The organism is Acutalibacter sp., from assembly GCF_056800975.1.
In genome coordinates, this window is sequence record NZ_JBQISV010000045.1 from 1 (window position 1) to 16663 (window position 16663).

At 58.3% G+C, this 16663-nt stretch carries 14 protein-coding genes; 3 read left to right on the forward strand and 11 right to left on the reverse strand.

Annotated elements, in window-relative coordinates:
- Positions 1 to 204, forward strand: a 204-nt coding sequence (locus ACTO5E_RS06505) for a hypothetical protein (protein WP_482302581.1), incomplete at its 5' end; no start/stop codon positions are given.
- Positions 205 to 351: 147 nt separating this feature from the next.
- On the opposite strand, the gene ACTO5E_RS06510 is transcribed toward ACTO5E_RS06505, so the two are convergent.
- From ACTO5E_RS06510 to ACTO5E_RS06525, 4 genes are read right to left on the reverse strand one after another with little or no spacing between them, the layout of a single operon-like run.
- On the reverse strand, positions 352 to 1794 hold the full coding sequence (locus tag ACTO5E_RS06510; protein WP_482302583.1) for a 4Fe-4S dicluster domain-containing protein: 1443 nt from the start codon (positions 1792 to 1794) through the stop codon (positions 352 to 354).
- Positions 1795 to 1823: 29 nt separating this feature from the next.
- On the reverse strand, positions 1824 to 2996 hold the full coding sequence (locus ACTO5E_RS06515; RefSeq protein ID WP_482302584.1) for a SpoIIE family protein phosphatase: 1173 nt from the start codon (positions 2994 to 2996) through the stop codon (positions 1824 to 1826).
- A complete protein-coding gene (locus ACTO5E_RS06520) occupies positions 2989 to 4659 on the reverse strand; it encodes a [Fe-Fe] hydrogenase large subunit C-terminal domain-containing protein (RefSeq protein WP_482302586.1) in 1671 nt (556 codons plus the stop codon). The genes ACTO5E_RS06515 and ACTO5E_RS06520 overlap by 8 nt, the downstream gene beginning before the upstream one ends.
- 35 nt (positions 4660 to 4694) lie before the next feature.
- Positions 4695 to 4934 (reverse strand): (2Fe-2S) ferredoxin domain-containing protein, encoded by a 240-nt coding sequence (locus ACTO5E_RS06525; protein ID WP_482302588.1) that lies wholly within the window; start codon positions 4932 to 4934, stop codon positions 4695 to 4697.
- Between the two features lie 387 nt (positions 4935 to 5321).
- Between ACTO5E_RS06525 and ACTO5E_RS06530 the strand changes: the two genes are divergently transcribed.
- A complete protein-coding gene (locus ACTO5E_RS06530) occupies positions 5322 to 6719 on the forward strand; it encodes an MATE family efflux transporter (RefSeq protein WP_482302590.1) in 1398 nt (465 codons plus the stop codon).
- Positions 6720 to 6876: 157 nt separating this feature from the next.
- On the opposite strand, the gene dnaJ is transcribed toward ACTO5E_RS06530, so the two are convergent.
- The 5 genes from dnaJ to hrcA are packed head-to-tail and all read right to left on the reverse strand — an operon-like array spanning position 6877 to position 11906.
- Positions 6877 to 8025 (reverse strand): molecular chaperone DnaJ, encoded by a 1149-nt coding sequence (gene dnaJ / locus ACTO5E_RS06535; RefSeq protein ID WP_482302592.1) that lies wholly within the window; start codon positions 8023 to 8025, stop codon positions 6877 to 6879.
- A 30-nt stretch (positions 8026 to 8055) separates the two neighbouring features.
- Complete coding sequence (gene dnaK / locus ACTO5E_RS06540; protein WP_482302593.1) at positions 8056 to 9894, reverse strand: molecular chaperone DnaK; 1839 nt, start codon at positions 9892 to 9894, stop codon at positions 8056 to 8058.
- 58 nt (positions 9895 to 9952) lie between these two features.
- Entirely contained in the window at positions 9953 to 10282 is a 330-nt protein-coding gene (locus ACTO5E_RS06545; protein ID WP_482302595.1) for a MazG-like family protein, read from the reverse strand.
- A gap of 15 nt (positions 10283 to 10297) precedes the next feature.
- Positions 10298 to 10822: a nucleotide exchange factor GrpE gene (gene grpE / locus ACTO5E_RS06550; RefSeq protein ID WP_482302597.1), complete on the reverse strand. Its 525-nt coding sequence runs from the start codon at positions 10820 to 10822 to the stop codon at positions 10298 to 10300.
- A 58-nt stretch (positions 10823 to 10880) separates the two neighbouring features.
- Positions 10881 to 11906: a heat-inducible transcriptional repressor HrcA gene (gene hrcA / locus ACTO5E_RS06555; protein WP_482302598.1), complete on the reverse strand. Its 1026-nt coding sequence runs from the start codon at positions 11904 to 11906 to the stop codon at positions 10881 to 10883.
- A 372-nt stretch (positions 11907 to 12278) separates the two neighbouring features.
- On the opposite strand from hrcA, the gene ACTO5E_RS06560 reads away from it, so the two are divergent.
- Entirely contained in the window at positions 12279 to 13583 is a 1305-nt protein-coding gene (locus tag ACTO5E_RS06560) for a hypothetical protein (RefSeq protein WP_482302600.1), read from the forward strand.
- A gap of 189 nt (positions 13584 to 13772) precedes the next feature.
- On the opposite strand, the gene ACTO5E_RS06565 is transcribed toward ACTO5E_RS06560, so the two are convergent.
- Positions 13773 to 15125, reverse strand: coding sequence for an Orn/Lys/Arg family decarboxylase (locus ACTO5E_RS06565; RefSeq protein ID WP_482302602.1), 1353 nt, complete (start codon positions 15123 to 15125; stop codon positions 13773 to 13775).
- Positions 15122 to 16549, reverse strand: coding sequence for a thioether cross-link-forming SCIFF peptide maturase (gene scfB, locus ACTO5E_RS06570; protein WP_482302604.1), 1428 nt, complete (start codon positions 16547 to 16549; stop codon positions 15122 to 15124). Before scfB ends, ACTO5E_RS06565 begins: the two co-directional genes overlap by 4 nt.
- Positions 16550 to 16663 lie beyond the last annotated feature (114 nt).

The window sequence follows — 16663 nt, forward strand, 5'->3', positions numbered from 1 at the left end:
AGCACCAAGAACTACGCCCGAACCTTTACACCCTGTGTTTCGGCTGATAGCTATGCCATTATGCAGATCAAGAACAGCCCTGTGTTTTCTCAGCATTCTGTTCCCAACCTGCTCTCGGCGTTGGTGGAGGATGTAACAACGCCCTCAATTCTGGACCAGCTGGAGGAAATTGTCAAGACCAGAAAGCAGGAATTGGCCTCCTGATGCCGCAGCGTATTTTGAGACAACATACCCAGTCAGCTTGGCTGCTGCAAAAAACTGCGGCAGCCATTTTTTCTTTTCTTCCCCACTCCTTAAAAAAACAGCGGTCTGGCAGAACCAGACCGCTGTTTTTTTGTTTGAACCGACCGCTTACATATTCAGGAAAGCGACCGCGTCGTTGATGGTTTTCTCCATGGCCTCCTGGCCATACTTGTCCACCTCGGCCTTGTTTTTCTCACCGTGGGTCAGGCAGCCGGCGCCGCCAATGCAGCCTCCGGTGCAGGCCATGCCCTCGATAAAGTTGCCGGCCAGAGCGTTCTTGGACTTTTTCAGCAGAGCCATGCGGCAGGCCTCAATGCCGTCGCAGGGAACAGCCTTCAGGTCGAACTCAATGCCCTGCTCCTTCATGGCCTGAGCCACTGCATCAGACACGCCGCCGGAACGGGCAAAGATGCGCCCATAATAGGATGCATTGTCCAGCACGTCCTCCGTCAGCTGGGTGATATCCATATCTCGGCTGTCGAACAGGGCCTGCAGCTCCTCAAAGGTGAGCACCGCGTCAATCAGCGGGCGCACCCGTTCCAGCCGGGCCTCTGCCTTTTTGGCAGTGCAGGGGCCAATAAAGACCACCTTGCCAGTGGGGTCGGTCTCCTTCAGATACTTGGCAAGCCTTGCCATAGGCGACAGGTTGTGAGAGATGTTCTCCACCAACTCTGGGAAAGCGGACTTGATGTAGCTGACAAAGGCCGGACAGCAGGAGCTGGTAAGGAAGCCCTTTTCGGCCAGCTCCTGAGACTCCTCCATAGCCACCATGTCTGCGCCCAAAGCGGCCTCAATCACAGTGAAGAAGCCCAGCTCCTTCAGTCCGGTGATGACCTGGCCCAGGTTGGCGTAGACGAACTGGCTGGAAATGGAGGGGGCCACCACCGCGTAAACCTTGTACTTGGTATTGCCCTCGCTCTTTTTCAGCATGTCAATCACATTAAGCATAAAGGACTTGTCAGTAATCGCGCCAAAGGGGCACTGATATACACAGGCGCCGCACTGGATGCACTTGCTGTCATCAATGGCAGCGGCATTGTCCTCCGTGATCGAAATGGCCTTGACCTTGCAGGCCACCTGGCAAGGGCGTTTCCGGTCCACAATGGCGGAGTAGGGGCAGACCTTGGCGCACTGGCCGCACTCCACGCACTTGGTCTTGTCGATATGCGCCACATGGTTGTGGTCAAAGGAGATAGCGCCCCGGCGGCATACATCCTCACAGCGATGGGCCAGACAGCCCCGGCAGGAGTCGGTGACCTCATAGCCGGCGGCAGGGCACTCGTCGCAGGCTATGTCGATAACCTCAATGATGTTGGGGTTGTCGGCATGTCCGCCCATGGCCATCTTCACCCGCTCGGCCAGAATAGCCCGCTCCTTGTAGACGCAGCAGCGCATGGTGGGCTCCTTGCCGGGCACGATGGTTTTGGGGATGTCCACCATATTTTCCAGCAGCTTGTCGTCCCAGGCCAGGCGGGCCGTCTCGCGGAGGACTTTGTATTTCAGGTACTGCACCTTGGTATCGAATCGTTTGATCTGTTTTACTTGGCTCACTTTGGGTCCTCCTTAAAAATAGCTTGCGTTTAGAAATAGCTCACCTTGACACGCTTGCCCATCTGCCGCAGGCAGTCTACCAGCTCGTCGGCAAGGCTCATTTTAATGCTGAAGGTGATGGGCAGGTCCGGATTCTGGTGGGCGGGGTTGATGGCCCGGCCCACATAGAAGTTGATATCCGTGGCCTCCTCAAACAGGAAACGGCTGATCATGGCCGCGCCGTCCCGCTTCATGCCCCAGTCCTCATAGCGGTCGTTGTCCTTCAAATAGTCCTTGGCATATTCCAGCACCCGAGCAATGGTGATCACGCCCTCAGTCACCAGGTCCACACCCTCAATCTCGGCAGTGGGCGGCAGGTCAGAGCCCTCAAAGTTCAGGCTGGGGCGCAGGGGCTTGCGCAGGAACTTGGCCGCGATGGTAGAGGTGGTGCCACCGCAGATGATATGCTTGCCCTCTTTGGAGAAGAACAGGCTCATCATCCGGTCGCAGTCGTCCCGGTTGGAGGGCGGGCCGAACAGCAGGTTCATGGGCTCCCGCTTGCGGATGCGCACCACGCAGGAGGTCACATCGTCCTTGGGCTCTCCCCCATACAGCTTGTAGCACTCGTCCACCAGCATGGTAGAGAGGGTCTTGGCAGTGTAGCCCGCCAGCACAATGGTCTCCATAAAGCTGGTGATGTCCTCAATGGCCCAGCCGAAGTTGTACTCAATGCCAATGCCTGCATGGGGACAGCCGTCGCTCATGGCGATAAACACATCGTTCTCCCTCAAAGGGATAGTGGACTTGAAAATTTGCTTGCCCCCTATGTTCATCTCCGTCTTGGGGTAGTCGTAGTTGGCTCCGTCCCGCAGAAGAATCACATGGGGATTGTCGTATTGGATGATCTCGGCCACCTGGTTGTTTTGCAGATGAATAATGGTGAAGGTGGAGTAGGCCACGCCGTGCTCGGAACTCACCGGCAGGGTCGCCGCCACAGCGGAGACGCACTCCTCCAATGGCATCCCCTCCGCCATCATGGTGGAGATGATCTTTGAAGTCAGCGTGGAGAGGATGCTGGCTTTGACGCCGCTGCCCAGGCCGTCCGCCAGCACCACAATGGTGGAGGCGTCGCTCTGCTCCACTACGTCCACATGGTCGCCGCAGAGCTGCTCGCCGTAATGGTTGATGCTCTTGTATCCGATATCCGCGCAGAGATCATTCATCGGTGATCGACTCCTTCAGCTTTGTCAGTGCGATCTTGGTTTCGGCAGCGGTTTCGCCCAGCAGAGAGGCAATCTCCTGGACAATGCGCATCTGCTTATCCACCACCTTGTCGGCCACCTCTACGGTCTGGCGGCTGATGTCCTCCTTCTTCTCCCGCTCCAGCTGCTCATCTGTAATGTCGCGCATGACGCCGATGAGGATGTGAAGGTCACGGTCGTAGACCACAGTCTGTTCCACATAGCATTTATATTCAGCCAGATACACCCGCTGGTCATGTACATCCCGCTTGGTGTTCAGTACATTGAGGAACACGGTGGGGTCCAGAATGCGCACCACCGGCTCGCCCAGCACATCAGAGGCAGAGCGGATGTTCATGATCTTGCGGGCCATGTTGTTGATCTGCTGTACCTCCAGGTCCTCGTTGAGCACAATCAAGCCGTTGGGGGTGTTGTTGACAATGGCGTCGGAGAAGCTCTCGGCCTTGTCCTTGAGGAAGGGCAGACACATGCTGATCTCCGCCTTGCCCTGGCACACGGCAATGGCCTTTTCCCGGCAGGTGTTGTAGCCGCAGGAGCCGCAGTTGAGTTCCTGGGAGGGCTTGAACTTGCCCATCTGGCGGAGCACCGTGTTGATCTCCGCCTCGGTGGGAGCAGGGCTCTGCATTTCCAGATAGGGGAAGCTCTTCTTCATGCTTCTGGGCTCAGGCTGCTTAACCTCAAAGTCCCGCTCGCCGGCATAGTTGGAGACCGCCACATAGTCCCGCACCGGGGCGCGGTTCTCCATCACCGGGCCGCCGATGCAGCTGCCGGGACAGATGGACATTTCGATAAAGCACTTGTGCAGCTTGCCGTCTATAATATCCCGCAGGGCCTTCATGCAGTTCTCCGCCCCGTCCAGAGCCAGGTAGGCATAGCCGGGGGCGTCCAGGGCCATGGTCTTCAAAATGCCGCCGGTGGTGGGGAAGAACCGGGCCCGGCTGCACTCCTCGCTGTCCAGCTCCTGCTCCAGCTTCACACCGGCCGTGTCCAGCCAGCGGGTCAGCTCCTCAAAGGTGAGGACGCAGTCCACAATATTCTCATAGCGCTCGGCCTCGTCCTTTTTGGCCACGCAGGGACCAATGAAAACGGTCTTCGCCTCGGGAACGCGCCGCTTGATATCCTTGCAGTGGGCCAGCATGGGGGAATCGATATCCGCCAAAAACTCCAAAGCGGCGGGGAAATGCTTCTGAATGAGCAGATTGATGGAATGACAGCAGGAGCTGATAATCACATCCCGCTTATCCTCTTTCAACATGCGGTCGTACTCGGTTTTGACCATAGTAGCACCCAGGGCAGTCTCCTCCACATCGAAGAAGCCCAGCTGCTTCAGCGCCCGGCGCATGGCGTTGATGCCCACGCCGGGATAATTGGCCACAAAGGAGGGCGCCATGCTGACAATCACCGGCGCGCCGGTCTGCATCAGCACCTTGGCCTTCTCAATGCCGTCTACAATCTCCTTGGCGTTTTGGGGACAGACCACAAAGCACTCGCCGCAGAGGATACACTCGTCGTTGATGATGTGCGCCTGGCTGCCCGAAAAGCGGATGGCCTTTACGGGACAATGGCGGATGCACTTATAGCAGTTCTTACAGTTGGACTTTTTGAGCCGCAAAGAATCCGGCATACTCCCAGTCTCCTTTCTTGAGAGGTATCAGGCTCTCAGACCTTGGCCTTGATCTCGGTCTCGAAGAACTGCTCCACGGTCTCGGGGGACACGGAATGGAACTGGTCGTCTACGGTGACGCACACGCCCTGCTGGCACTTGCCCATGCAGAAGGTACCGCCCAGGTCCACCTTCTCCTTCAGGCCGTTGTCGGCTACGAGCTGCTGCAGCTGCTCGACCACCTGGCGGGAACCCTTGATATGGCAGGAGCTGCCGATGCACACTGTTACTTTCATGATTTTGACCTCCTAATAGAGTGTTATGGTGGAAACTTATAGCTTCATTGTAGCATTTTTCGAGCTTATTTGCAAATAGAAAATTTTGATATCTGCACAATCGTTATCGATAACTATTTATCGATAATTTGAGAAAGAAAATCGGTAATTCTGCTCAACCGGGCTGACAGAACCTGGCAGAATCACAATGATTCACCTGCAGGCCTGTCTCCCGGCCCATAGCCGCATCTCACAGTGTGTAGCTGCGGATACGTCCCTAGCCACAGCTGAAGCTTCTGCCCGCAGCCTTGCCGGCGCCCTGTCCTGTGAATCAGATTGCGCTCGCCCTTGCAATTTGTGAAGGAGGGGTGTATAATAATTGCATTAACAACTAATTTTGTGAGGAGTGTGGGAAAATTGCAGTTTGTAAACCCCCAAAAGGTGTGCAAGGGCATGGAGTTGGGCGACGTCCCCCCCAGCGGGCGTATTGTGCGGGACGCTCTTGGCGTGGCCTGGCCCTCAGTGCTGGAGTCCTTCTTTGTGTGCTTGGCAGGCATGGTAGATACCATTATGGTGGGGTCCTTGGGCTCCTTTGCCATTGCGGCGGTAGGGCTGACCACCCAGGCCAAGTTTTTGGGGCTGGCCATCTTCCTGTCCCTCAATGTGGCTGTCTCCGCCCTGGTTGCCCGGCGGAAGGGGGCCGATGACCGGGAGAGCGCCAACCGCATCGTCCGCATGGCGCTGCTGGTCACATTGGGCCTCACTTTGGTGATCAGCACCATTTTTGTGACATTTGCCAGCCCCATTGTCCGCATGGTAGGCTCTCAGGCAGACACCCACCAGTACGCGGTGGAGTACCTGCAAATCATCATGGGGGGCATGGGCTTCTCCACGGTGTCGCTGATGCTCAACGCCGCCCAGCGGGGGGCGGGCAACACCCGCATTGCCATGCTCACCAATGTCATCTCCAATACAGTCAACGTGATCTTCAACTATCTGCTCATTGGGGGCAATTTCGGCTTTCCTGCTCTTGGGGTGCGGGGTGCGGCGCTGGCCACAGTGATTGGCACGGTTTGCGCCTGCTGCCTCAGCATTGCCTCTGTTCTGCGCCGGGACGGCTTTATCAACCTGCGGGCAGTCAAGGGCTGGGTCGCAGACCGGACCAGCGTCCGGTCTCTGCTGAATGTGGGCTCCAGCGCCTTTGTAGAGCAGCTCTGCCTGCGGGTGGGCTTTCTGCTGTTTGCCATGACAGTGGCCCATCTGGGCACCACAGAGATGGCCGCCCATCAGATTGGCATGAACATGATGAGCATGTCCTTCTCCTTTGGGGATGGGCTCTCGGTGGCCTCGGTGACGCTGATCGGCCAGAGCCTGGGGCGCAAGCGGCCGGACATGGCAAAGCTCTACGGCAATGTATGCCAGAAGCTGGGACTGATCTGTGCCTTTCTGGTGGCAACAGTCTACTTCCTGTTTGGTAAGCAGATTTTCATGCTGTTCTCCCAGGAGGCTCCCATTCTGGAATATGGCTCTGTCATCATGCGCATCCTCAGTATCACCCTGTTCTTTCAGATTGAGCAGGTGGTACTCTTTGGCTGTCTGCGGGGCGCGGGCGATACCAGATTCACCGCGCTGGTGTCTCTGATCAGCGTCACCTGCATTCGTCCCGGCATGAGCTGGCTGCTGTGCTATCCCTTGGGCATTGGGCTTATCGGCGCATGGCTGGGCACCTTCTGCGACCAGGTGCTGCGGTTCATCCTCACTTCCATCCGTTTCCGCAAGGGGCAGTGGATAAAGATTCGTTTGTGACCGGGTACATATTGTTAACGCATATTTGAAAAGGGGCGTTTCTTTCCAACCGCGTCAATTATATATATGCCGCCGCTCTTTTTCCATTCCTCCCAAAACAGAACCATAAGAGAACGCCCCCTGTCCTATGCTGTGGACAGGGGGCGTTCTCTTATTTTCAGTCTCCAAACATATCCTTCAGCTTGGAGAAGAAGCTTTTGCGTTTCTGATAATTCTTGTCATCCGTGTTGTTGTCCAGCTCGGCCAGAATCTCCTTCTGACGCTTGTTCAGATTTTTGGGCACCTCCACTGTCACCTGAACATACTGGTCGCCCCGCATCCGGGGGTTGTGGAGATTCTGTATCCCCTTCCCCTTCAGCCGGAATACGTCCCCGGGCTGGGCGCCCTCATGGACGTGGTAGCTGACCCTGCCGTCCAGAGTGGGCACCTCCACATCCGCGCCCAAGGCCGCCTGGGTGAAGGTAATGGGCATCTCGCACCAGACGTCGTTGCCCCTGCGCTGAAAAACAGGATGGGGACGGACCGAAACATATACATGCAGGTCGCCGTTGGGCCCGCCGTTGCTGCCGGCATTGCCCTTGCCGCTGACGTTGAGAATCTGCTCATCGCTGATCCCCGCGGGCACGGTGACCTCAATGGTCTTCCGCCGCCGGACCCGGCCCTTGCCATCGCAGGTGCGGCAGGGCTTTTCAATGATTTTGCCTGTGCCCCGGCAGCGGTCGCAGGTGTGGTTGGACTGCATGACCCCAAAGGGGGTGCGCTGGCTGACCCGCACCTGCCCGGTTCCGTTACAGTTGGGGCAGGTTTTGGGGCTGGTGCTCTCTGCCGCGCCGGTGCCGTGGCAATCCTCGCACTGCTCGATCTGCTGGTACTCCACCGTCTGCTTGCAGCCCTTGGCCGCCTCCTCAAAGCTGATGGCAATATTGGCCTGAACATCGCTGCCCTGCCGGGGCGCGTTGGGGTTCTGTCTTCTGCCGCCCCCAAAGCCGCCCCCAAAAAAGCTGTCGAAGATGTCTCCAATATCGAAGCCGGCCCCCTGGAAAGGGTTGCCCCCCCCTGCCCCGCCGCCAAAGTTGGGATCAACTCCCGCATGGCCGAACTGGTCGTAGCGGGCCCGCTTGTCGCCGTCTGAGAGCACCTCGTAGGCCTCGTTGACCTCCTTGAACTTGGCCTCAGCGGCCTTGTCGTCGGGGTTCAGGTCCGGGTGGTACTTTTTCGCCAGCTGGCGGTAGGCCTTTTTGATCTCATCCTCTGAGGCGGACTTGCCAATGCCCAGCACCTCATAGTAGTCTCTTTTGTCTGCCACTCAAATCAACTCCTGAAACCCCGCCGGGCCTTAGTTTACGTCTTTGAAGTCTGCGTCGTAGACATTGCCGTCGCCGCCGTTCCCGCCATCACCGGGAGCGCCGGGGTTCTGGGGGCCCTCAGGACCCTGCTGGGGGGCTGCCTGCTGGTAGAGCTTTTCGCTGACCGCATACACTGCCTTTTGCAGCTCATCCATGCCCGTCTTCAGCTCCTCCACCGAGCCGTTCTGCAGCTTATCCCGCAGCGCCGCTACCTTCACGTTGATCTCGTTCTTATCTGCCTCCTGCAGCTTGTCGCCGCTGTCTGCCAGCAGCTTCTCCGCAGAGTAGCACAGGTTCTCCGCGTTGTTTTTCACATCCACCTCTTCCCTGCGCTTTTTGTCCTCCTCGGCAAACTGCTCGGCAGCCTTTACCGCCTTGTCAATGTCCTCCTTGCTCATGTTGGAGCTGGAGCTGATGGTGATATGCTGCTCCTTGCCGGTGCCCAGGTCCTTGGCAGAGACATTGACGATGCCGTTGGCGTCAATGTCAAAGGTGACCTCGATCTGAGGGATGCCCCGGGGAGCGGGGGCAATACCGTCCAGCTTGAACAGGCCCAGCTGCTTATTGTCCCGGGCAAACTCCCGCTCGCCCTGCAGCACGTAGACCTCTACCTGGGTCTGGCTGTCAGCGGCTGTAGAGAATATCTGGCTCTTTTTGGTGGGGATGGTGGTGTTGCGGTCAATGATCTTGGTCATAACGCCGCCCATGGTCTCCACGCCCAGGCTCAGAGGCGTCACGTCCAGCAGCAGCAGACCCTGGACCTCGTTATTCAGCACACCCGCCTGAATGGCCGCGCCCATAGCCACGCACTCGTCCGGGTTGATGCCCTTGAAGGGCTCTTTTCCAATAAAGTTCTTCACCGCGTCCTGCACGGCAGGAATGCGGGAGGAGCCGCCCACCAGCAGCACCTTGCTGATCTCCCCAATGGACAGACCGCTGTCCTGAAGAGCCTGGCGCACAGGGCCCATGGTCTTTTCCACCAGGTCGGCAGTGAGCTCGTTGAACTTGGCCCGGCTCAGGGTCATGTCCAGATGCTTGGGGCCAGTGGCGTCGGCGGTGATAAAGGGCAGGTTGATGGCCGCGCTGGTCACGCCGGAGAGCTCAATCTTAGCCTTCTCCGCAGCCTCCTTGATGCGCTGCATGGCCATCCTATCGCCGGAGAGGTCAATGCCCTGCTCCACCTTGAAGCCGCCTACAATCCAGTCGATGACCCGCTGGTCAAAATCGTCGCCGCCCAAGCGGTTGTTGCCGGCAGTAGCAAGCACCTCCTGCACGCCGTCGCCCATCTCAATAATGGACACGTCAAAGGTGCCGCCGCCCAGGTCGTACACCATCACCTTCTGGTCATTGTCCTTGTCAACGCCGTAAGAGAGCGCGGCGGCGGTGGGCTCGTTGATAATGCGCTTGACCTCCAGGCCGGCAATCCTGCCCGCGTCCTTGGTGGCCTGACGCTGAGAATCGGTGAAGTAAGCGGGCACTGTAATCACTGCGCTGGCCACAGGCTCGCCCAGATAGGCCTCGGCATCCGCCTTCAGCTTCTGCAGAATCATGGCGCTGATTTCCTGAGGAGTAAAGCTCTTGTCGTCAACGCTCACCTTATAGGCGCTGCCCATCTCCCGCTTGATCGAGGAGACTGTGCGGTCCGGGTTGGTGATAGCCTGACGCTTTGCCACCTGGCCCACCATGCGCTCGCCGGTTTTGCTGAACGCCACCACAGAGGGAGTGGTACGGGCTCCCTCGGCATTGGCGATAACCACCGGCTCGCCGCCCTCGATGACCGCCACGCAGGAGTTTGTTGTGCCCAAATCAATACCTATCATTTTTGCCATAGTAGATTACCTCTCTTAATTATTGAATTATCTATTTCACTTCTATTACCTAACACTTTTATACGCCCCGGGACCTCAAGTAGGCGTCCTCGTCTTCTCTGGCATCCAGAAACGCCTGTTCCAGATCAATCTGGTAATGGTCTGCCAAACGCATGACCTGAGCAATCACGTCCGCCATCTCATTGCCCAGCTGTTGGTCGATCTCCGCCTCATCTCCATTCCAGGCATAGTAGTTCTCTTTCAGCATGACCTGCTTTGCCAGCTCGCCGGTCTGCTTGGTCAGCTCAATCATAGCCCCGGAGGCCTGCCAGGGCTTCCCCTCAATTTTGCCAAAGCGGCGGACAACCTCCCGGTACATTTCCTGCATTTCTGCAAATGACCTGCCCATTGGCTGCGCCTCCTGTCAGTTGGCAACCTGCACCATAGCGTGGCGGACTACCCGGTCGCCCAAAGTGTAGCCCTTTTGGAACACAGCGGAAATCACATTCTCCCCCAGCGCCTCATCCTCAATATGGGCTACGGCGTTGTGCAGGTTGGGGTCAAAGGCCTCCCCCACCGCTCCTACCGGTGCAACGCCAAGCTTTTCAAAGGCGCTCTCTATCTGGGCCTCAATCATCTCCACACCCTTGCGCATGTCCTCACCCGAGGCATTTTCCTGCCCCAGGGCCAGGCCGATATTGTCGGCAATGGGCAGAATGGCCTGCACAGTGTCAGCCACCGCGTTATTGTAAATAGCTGTCTTCTCCCCTGCCGTGCGCTTGCGAAAATTGTCATACTCCGCCAGCACCCGCAGATACTGCTCCTTCTGTCCGGCCAGCTCCGCTTGGAGCTTTTCCAGCTCATTTCCCGGCTCCCGCTCCTCCTGGGGCTCTGCCTCCTGTTCCGGCGGGACCTCCGCCTCAGGGGGCTTCTTCTCCTTGTCCTTCATGCTTCCGGCTCCTTTCTGCGTTCATATTTTTAAGAGAACGAACCTTTTTCCATTCTGTTTATTCCTCCCGGGCCAGGGCGGTCAGCTGAAGACTGATCTGCTCCGCCAGGTAGCTGAGCACTGCCGTAACCCCGGGGTAATCCATCCGTACCGGCCCCACCGTCGCAATCGCTCCCGCGTCCTGACCGTCCACATGGTAGCGGGCGGTCAAAAGGGACACGCCTTCCAGCTCCGGCCAGCCGCACTCCTGACCAATCAGCACAGTCACCCGGCCGGGCTTTTGGGCCAGCAGACCGGAGAGCTCCTGCCGCCGTTCCAGAAAGTTCAGGACCCGACGGGCCTCCGCAGCTCCCAGCTCCTGATAGAGGAGCAGGTTCATCTGTCCGCTCAGCAGGGTGTCGGTCCGGGCCGTGTCGTCGGCGGCCTCGAGCAAAGCCCGCAGGGGTGCGCCGATCATCGCGTACAGCTCTCCCAGAGAGGCCCCCAGGCTCTGCAAAAAGGCCGGGGTGATCTCCGAGACCATTTTCCCGGTGACTCTTTCGTTGAACACCCGGAAGAACACCCGGAGAATGTCATTGGTCAAATCGTAGTCGCAGCGAAACACCCGGCTTTTCATGGTGCCGGCAGAGCTCATCACCAGCAGCATGGCCGTGCGGCGGCTGGTCTGCACCAGCTGCACCGCCTTGATTCGGGAGCCGGGCCCTCCCGGCGTGGTAACGGCGGCAATGCACCGGCTGATGCCTGCGGCCAGCTGCACTGCCCGCAGAAGCAGCTGCTCCGGGTCATACTGGCCCGGGGCCAGCCGGGCGTCGATTCCCTGCCGCTGGGCGGGAGTCAGCTCCGGCACCTGCATCAGCCGGTCCACATATTCCCGGTAGCCCCGCTGAGAGGGCACCCGGCCTGCCGAGGTATGGGGCTGTTCCAGCAGGCCCAGCTCGGTCAGGCTGGCCATCTCGTTGCGTACTGTGGCAGAGGAGACGCCGATCTCCTCTGCAATGGCCTTGCTGCCCACCGGCTCTCCATGTTGAATATAGCCAGTGACCACTGAGGCCAGTATTCTTTTTCTTCGCAGGGTAAGCTCCATAGGACCGCCTTCCCTTCTGCCCTTCCGGGCGGGTTTTAGCACTCATAACCATCGAGTGCTAAACTGTATCTATAATGTACCACTATGGTCAGAAAAAGTCAATACAATATTTGTAAAAACTTTATGAACCAGCGCAAGCGCTGGACTGTCTTCCCGGGGAACGCTGGTGTAAGCGAAAGGGAAAGTGTGTGGCCGCAGCTTGTGGCGGCTGCTGGGAATAAGGCTCAGGGACTAGCCTTTTGCCCCTCCAGAAGCTACCACATTTCGACAGAGGTACTGGTACAGCCATATCTTTTTGTGCTCTTTTTTAAAAAACCATTTACAAATACACAATTCTGTAGTATAATTTTTACGAAAGGTGGTTGAGATACTATGAAAAAGTGGTTTTCTATCGTCTTATCTCTCGCCCTTGTCCTTGCGGTCTTCACCAGCTGTTCCAGCCCTGCTCCGGCCCAGTCAGAGGCATCTCAGAAGGACCCTGCCAGCACCGGCGCCGAGGAGTCCGCAGAGCTCCCCGTGCTGCGCGTTTGTGTCGACTTTCCCAGCGTCAACAGCCAGGAGTCTCAGGCCTTTCTTGACTCTGTTCCCGGCAACGGCTCGGAGTTCACTCTCCTCCTGGAAAGCCTTCCCAAGGGGGACAGCCCCAACCGGAAGACAGAGCTGACCCGCATCCGCACAGAGATTCTGGCAGGCAAGGGGCCGGATGTGTTTCTCTGCGCCTGCTATTCACCTTTTACTTATACTGCCATGGGAGACGAGGCTACCGGGCTGTTCCCCTTCCCCCGTCAGGCCATGGAGAACCGTATTTTTCTGCCCCTGGATGAGTACATAGAAAATGCCGAATATATGGAGTGGGACAAGCTGCTCCCCAACATCATGGAGGCGGGCCGTAATGACGAGGGCCAACAGGTGCTGCCCTTGGCCTATGATATGTGGATCATTCTGTTGGAGAAGGATGCCTACACCCCCTCCTTTGACCTTTCCCCTACCTGGGACGACCTGGCAGCCAGCAGCGACCCCACGGCCAGGATGCTGGCTCAAAACACCCGGGTGTACAGCATTATGGGCGACGTGGCGGACTATAAGAACGACAAGCTCTCCATTTCGGAGGAGGATATGCTGGACTACTTCCGCCGTTACCGTGACCAGGGGAGCCTCTCTCAAGAGGAGACTCCCGCCCCCTATGTATTCGCCCAGATAACAGACGGCCATATTACTGCGTTAGACAGCAGCTCTGTCCCCCTGGATGATGACGCGCCGGAATACTGGATGCTGGGCGAGTACAATACCACCGGCGGGTGCACGGCTGGCGTCAGCAGCATGGCGGCAATCAACCGCAACACCCCATACCCCCAGCAGGCATTTAGGGTACTGGACCGGCTGCTGGACAAGTCTACCCAGGGGAATCAGCCGCTCTATGCTCATCTTCACGCTCTGCCGGTGCACAGTGAGCTGTATTCCCAGGACGCCCCCCAGCACGGACAGTCCATGAGCGCGGCCAACTTTCAGGCCTACTGTGAGCTGCGGGAGCAGATCAGCGTGGTAAAGTTCAACATACCCCTGGACCATTGCATGCTTGAAGTTGTGCGGAACTGCGCCCCCGGACAGGAGGATCAGCTCCCCTCTCTGGTTCATGAGCAGTACATGAAAATGAACATGATGTTGGCAGAAAGCTGAAGCCAGATGTCTGAAAAGAGCTTCCCTCAGGCACAGAACCTGGGGGAAGCTCTTTTGTCAATCAGTTTATTTTGACTGGGCTAAGGACCGCTTTGCCGGAAGTTTTTCCTTCTGTGTGTCAGTGTTATGCAACTGAATGTAGGGCCGTGCACCCCCACCTGTGCATTTAACGCTATTGAAACACAAATGCTAGAACGCTTTAAGCACGGACAACTTCTCTATACCATAATACTGGCAGACCTGCACAGCTTCCTCCGATACCACCTCTCCCGGGGCCACAGGGCACACCGCCGGGGGGCAGGACACCGCCAGAGAGGCCGCGGTCCGTCCCACAGCCTCCTGGACTGGCACCGGCTGACTGGGCAGAAACAGAGCCTGGCGCAGAGACATCCGGCGTTCTGGCCGGCGAAATGGGGGCAGCTCCGGCGGGGGAAGGGCAGGACGCTTCTCTATCCCGGCAAAAGCCTTCTCCAAAGCGTCCAGGGCCGGCAGATTCCCCGGCCCTGGCATCAGCACCAGATAGTCTGGGTCAGCGTACTCACAGTAAACCCGACGCTTTTTCAGCAACGCCGCCAATTCCCCGCCGGTATAGCCAAAGGACCTTGTATCCAGCGTAAGCTTCAAGGGCTCATCCCCGGTAAAGCCCCACCCCTGCCGCCCGAGACGGCGTTTAAGGCCGTCTAATTGGCAGACTGCCTCTGCCAGACGCTGGGGATAGTCCCCGGCAAGAGCCCGGTTGGCTTGGTCCAGGGACTGCAAAATCAGGTAAGAGGGGCTGGTAGAGCCGAACAGGGCCATAGCCTCCCGGGCATGAGAGAAAAACTCGGTCGGGGCTTCCGCTGCCAGATGAAGGTATGCCCCGCCGGTGAGTACCGGCAGAGTCTTGTGGGCGCTGTCACAGCACAGGTCCGCCCCCTGGGCGATGGGGTGCCGGGAGGGACTGAGAAAGCTCAGATAAGCCCCGTGGGCATTGTCCACCAAAAGGGGGACTCCCCACTGACGGGCAACCGCCGCCAACGGGGCTACAGCGGCAGTATGGCCCAGATAGTCGGGGCTGGTGAGGTACACAGCGGCAGCATGAGGCGTTTGCCGCAGCAGCGTCTCCAGCTGTTCTCTGCCAAAGTCACACTGGCACAGGCTGTACTCCCGGTTCTCCGGGCATAGCCAGACAATATCAAAGTCCAGCAAAGCCGCAGCAGTGAGAAAGGCCTTGTGGGCGTTGCGCCCCGCCAGGACCGCCGGCCTCTCGCCGGGGTGCTTTTCCTGAAAGGTCAGCACCGCCAGATAGAGCATGGCCCGAATGCACTGGGAGGAGCCCTCGGTGGAATAGAGGGTCTCCCCTGTGCCGAACAGAGAGGCGGCGTTCCTCTCGCTCTCCCGGATGACGCCGCTGGGATGATAGAGGTCATCCGCGCCGTCTAGCTCTGTCAGGTCCCGGCTCTCGCAGCCCAAGGGGCCTGTTCCCTTATGGCCAGGCATATGCAGCCGGACCGGAGCACTGGCAGCATACCGGTCCACAAAGTCGCAAATGGGGGTGTTCATGACTGGCTCTGTGCTGTCCCAGCGGCGTCTAAATCTGCTTCCGCAGCTTCCAAATCCGCTTCCGCGGCTTTGAGCATGATCGCACACTCCATCCGTTTCCGGAACAGGTCGCAGCCGTATGGGTACACGCCGCTGATGCTTCCCGAGGCATGGTAGGCGTTGGCGGCGCAGCCTCCGGAGCAGTAGAGCTTGGCCCAGCAGTCGGCGCACTCAGGGCGGGCATACACGTTGCAGCCTCGAAACTCCTCCTGCAGGGCAGGGTTGGTCACTCCCTCAAACACCGAGCCCAGCCGGAATTTTTCCTCCCCCACAAACTGGTGGCAGGGGTACAGGTCGCCCCAGGGGGTGACGGCCATGTACTCGGTGCCCGAGCCGCAGCCGGAGATACGCTTGTAAATGCAGGGCCCGTCTTCCAGGTCGATCATGTAGTGGTAGAAGGTGAAGGGCTTGCCTGCCTTGCGGCGGGCCAGCAGCTTTGCGGCCAGCTCCTCATACTGCTCCATGACAATGGGCTTGTCCTCCTCAGTCAGGGCAGAGGGGTCATCGGCAGCGCAGACCACCGGCTCCATGCTCAGCTGGTCAAAGCCCAGGTCCAGCATCACGTCGATGTCCTTGAGAAAATCCGGGTTGGCATGGGTAAAGGTGCCCCGCATGTAGTAGTTTTTGCCCCCCCGAGCCTGCACCAGCTTCTGAAACTTGGGGACAATGGCGTCAAAGCTCCCCCGGCCCGCATAGTCCACCCGAAATCGGTCGTGAATCTCCCGGCGGCCGTCCAGACTGAGCACCACGTTGGACATCTCCCGGTTGGCAAAGTCGATCACATCGTCGTCGATGAGCATGCCGTTGGTGGTAAGGGTAAAGCGGAAATTCTTCCCTGCCTGCTTCTCCACCGAGCGGGCATAGGCTACCAAGCGTTTGACCAGCTCCCAGTTCATCAGCGGTTCGCCGCCGAAAAAGTCCACCTCCAGGTTCCGGCGGGAGCCGGAGTTCTCAATGAGGAAATCCAGAGCCCGCTTGCCCACCTCAAAGCTCATTAACGCCCGGTCCCCGTGAAATTTGCCCTGAGAGGCAAAGCAGTAGGAGCAATTCAGGTTGCAGGTGTGGGCCACATGCAGGCACAGGGCCTTGACCACATTGCCGCTGCGGGCCTTGAACTCTCCGGCCATAGGCTGAAAGCTGTCCGGCGTAAACAGCTGACCGCCTTTTTCCAGCTCACCGATGGCGTCCAGGCAGGCCTCCACCTCCTCCTGGGTGAGCTCAGGCCGGTCCGCGTATTTCTCCATAATCAGGGCAACGATTTCTGCCCGGGGCTTCTCCTTATAAAGTCCGATCATGTCATAGGCCGCTTCATCCACCACATGAATCGCCCCAGAACAGGTGTCCAGCACAATATTGTAGCCTGCCAGCTGATATTGATGTACCATTCCTCTCGTTCCTTTCTGGAAAGAATGAAAAGTGCCGCCTGTCCTGGCGGCACAAAACCTTCTGGAATTTCCCCACGCCAGGGCGCGGGAATCTCAGGCTCATTGTAGCACAAG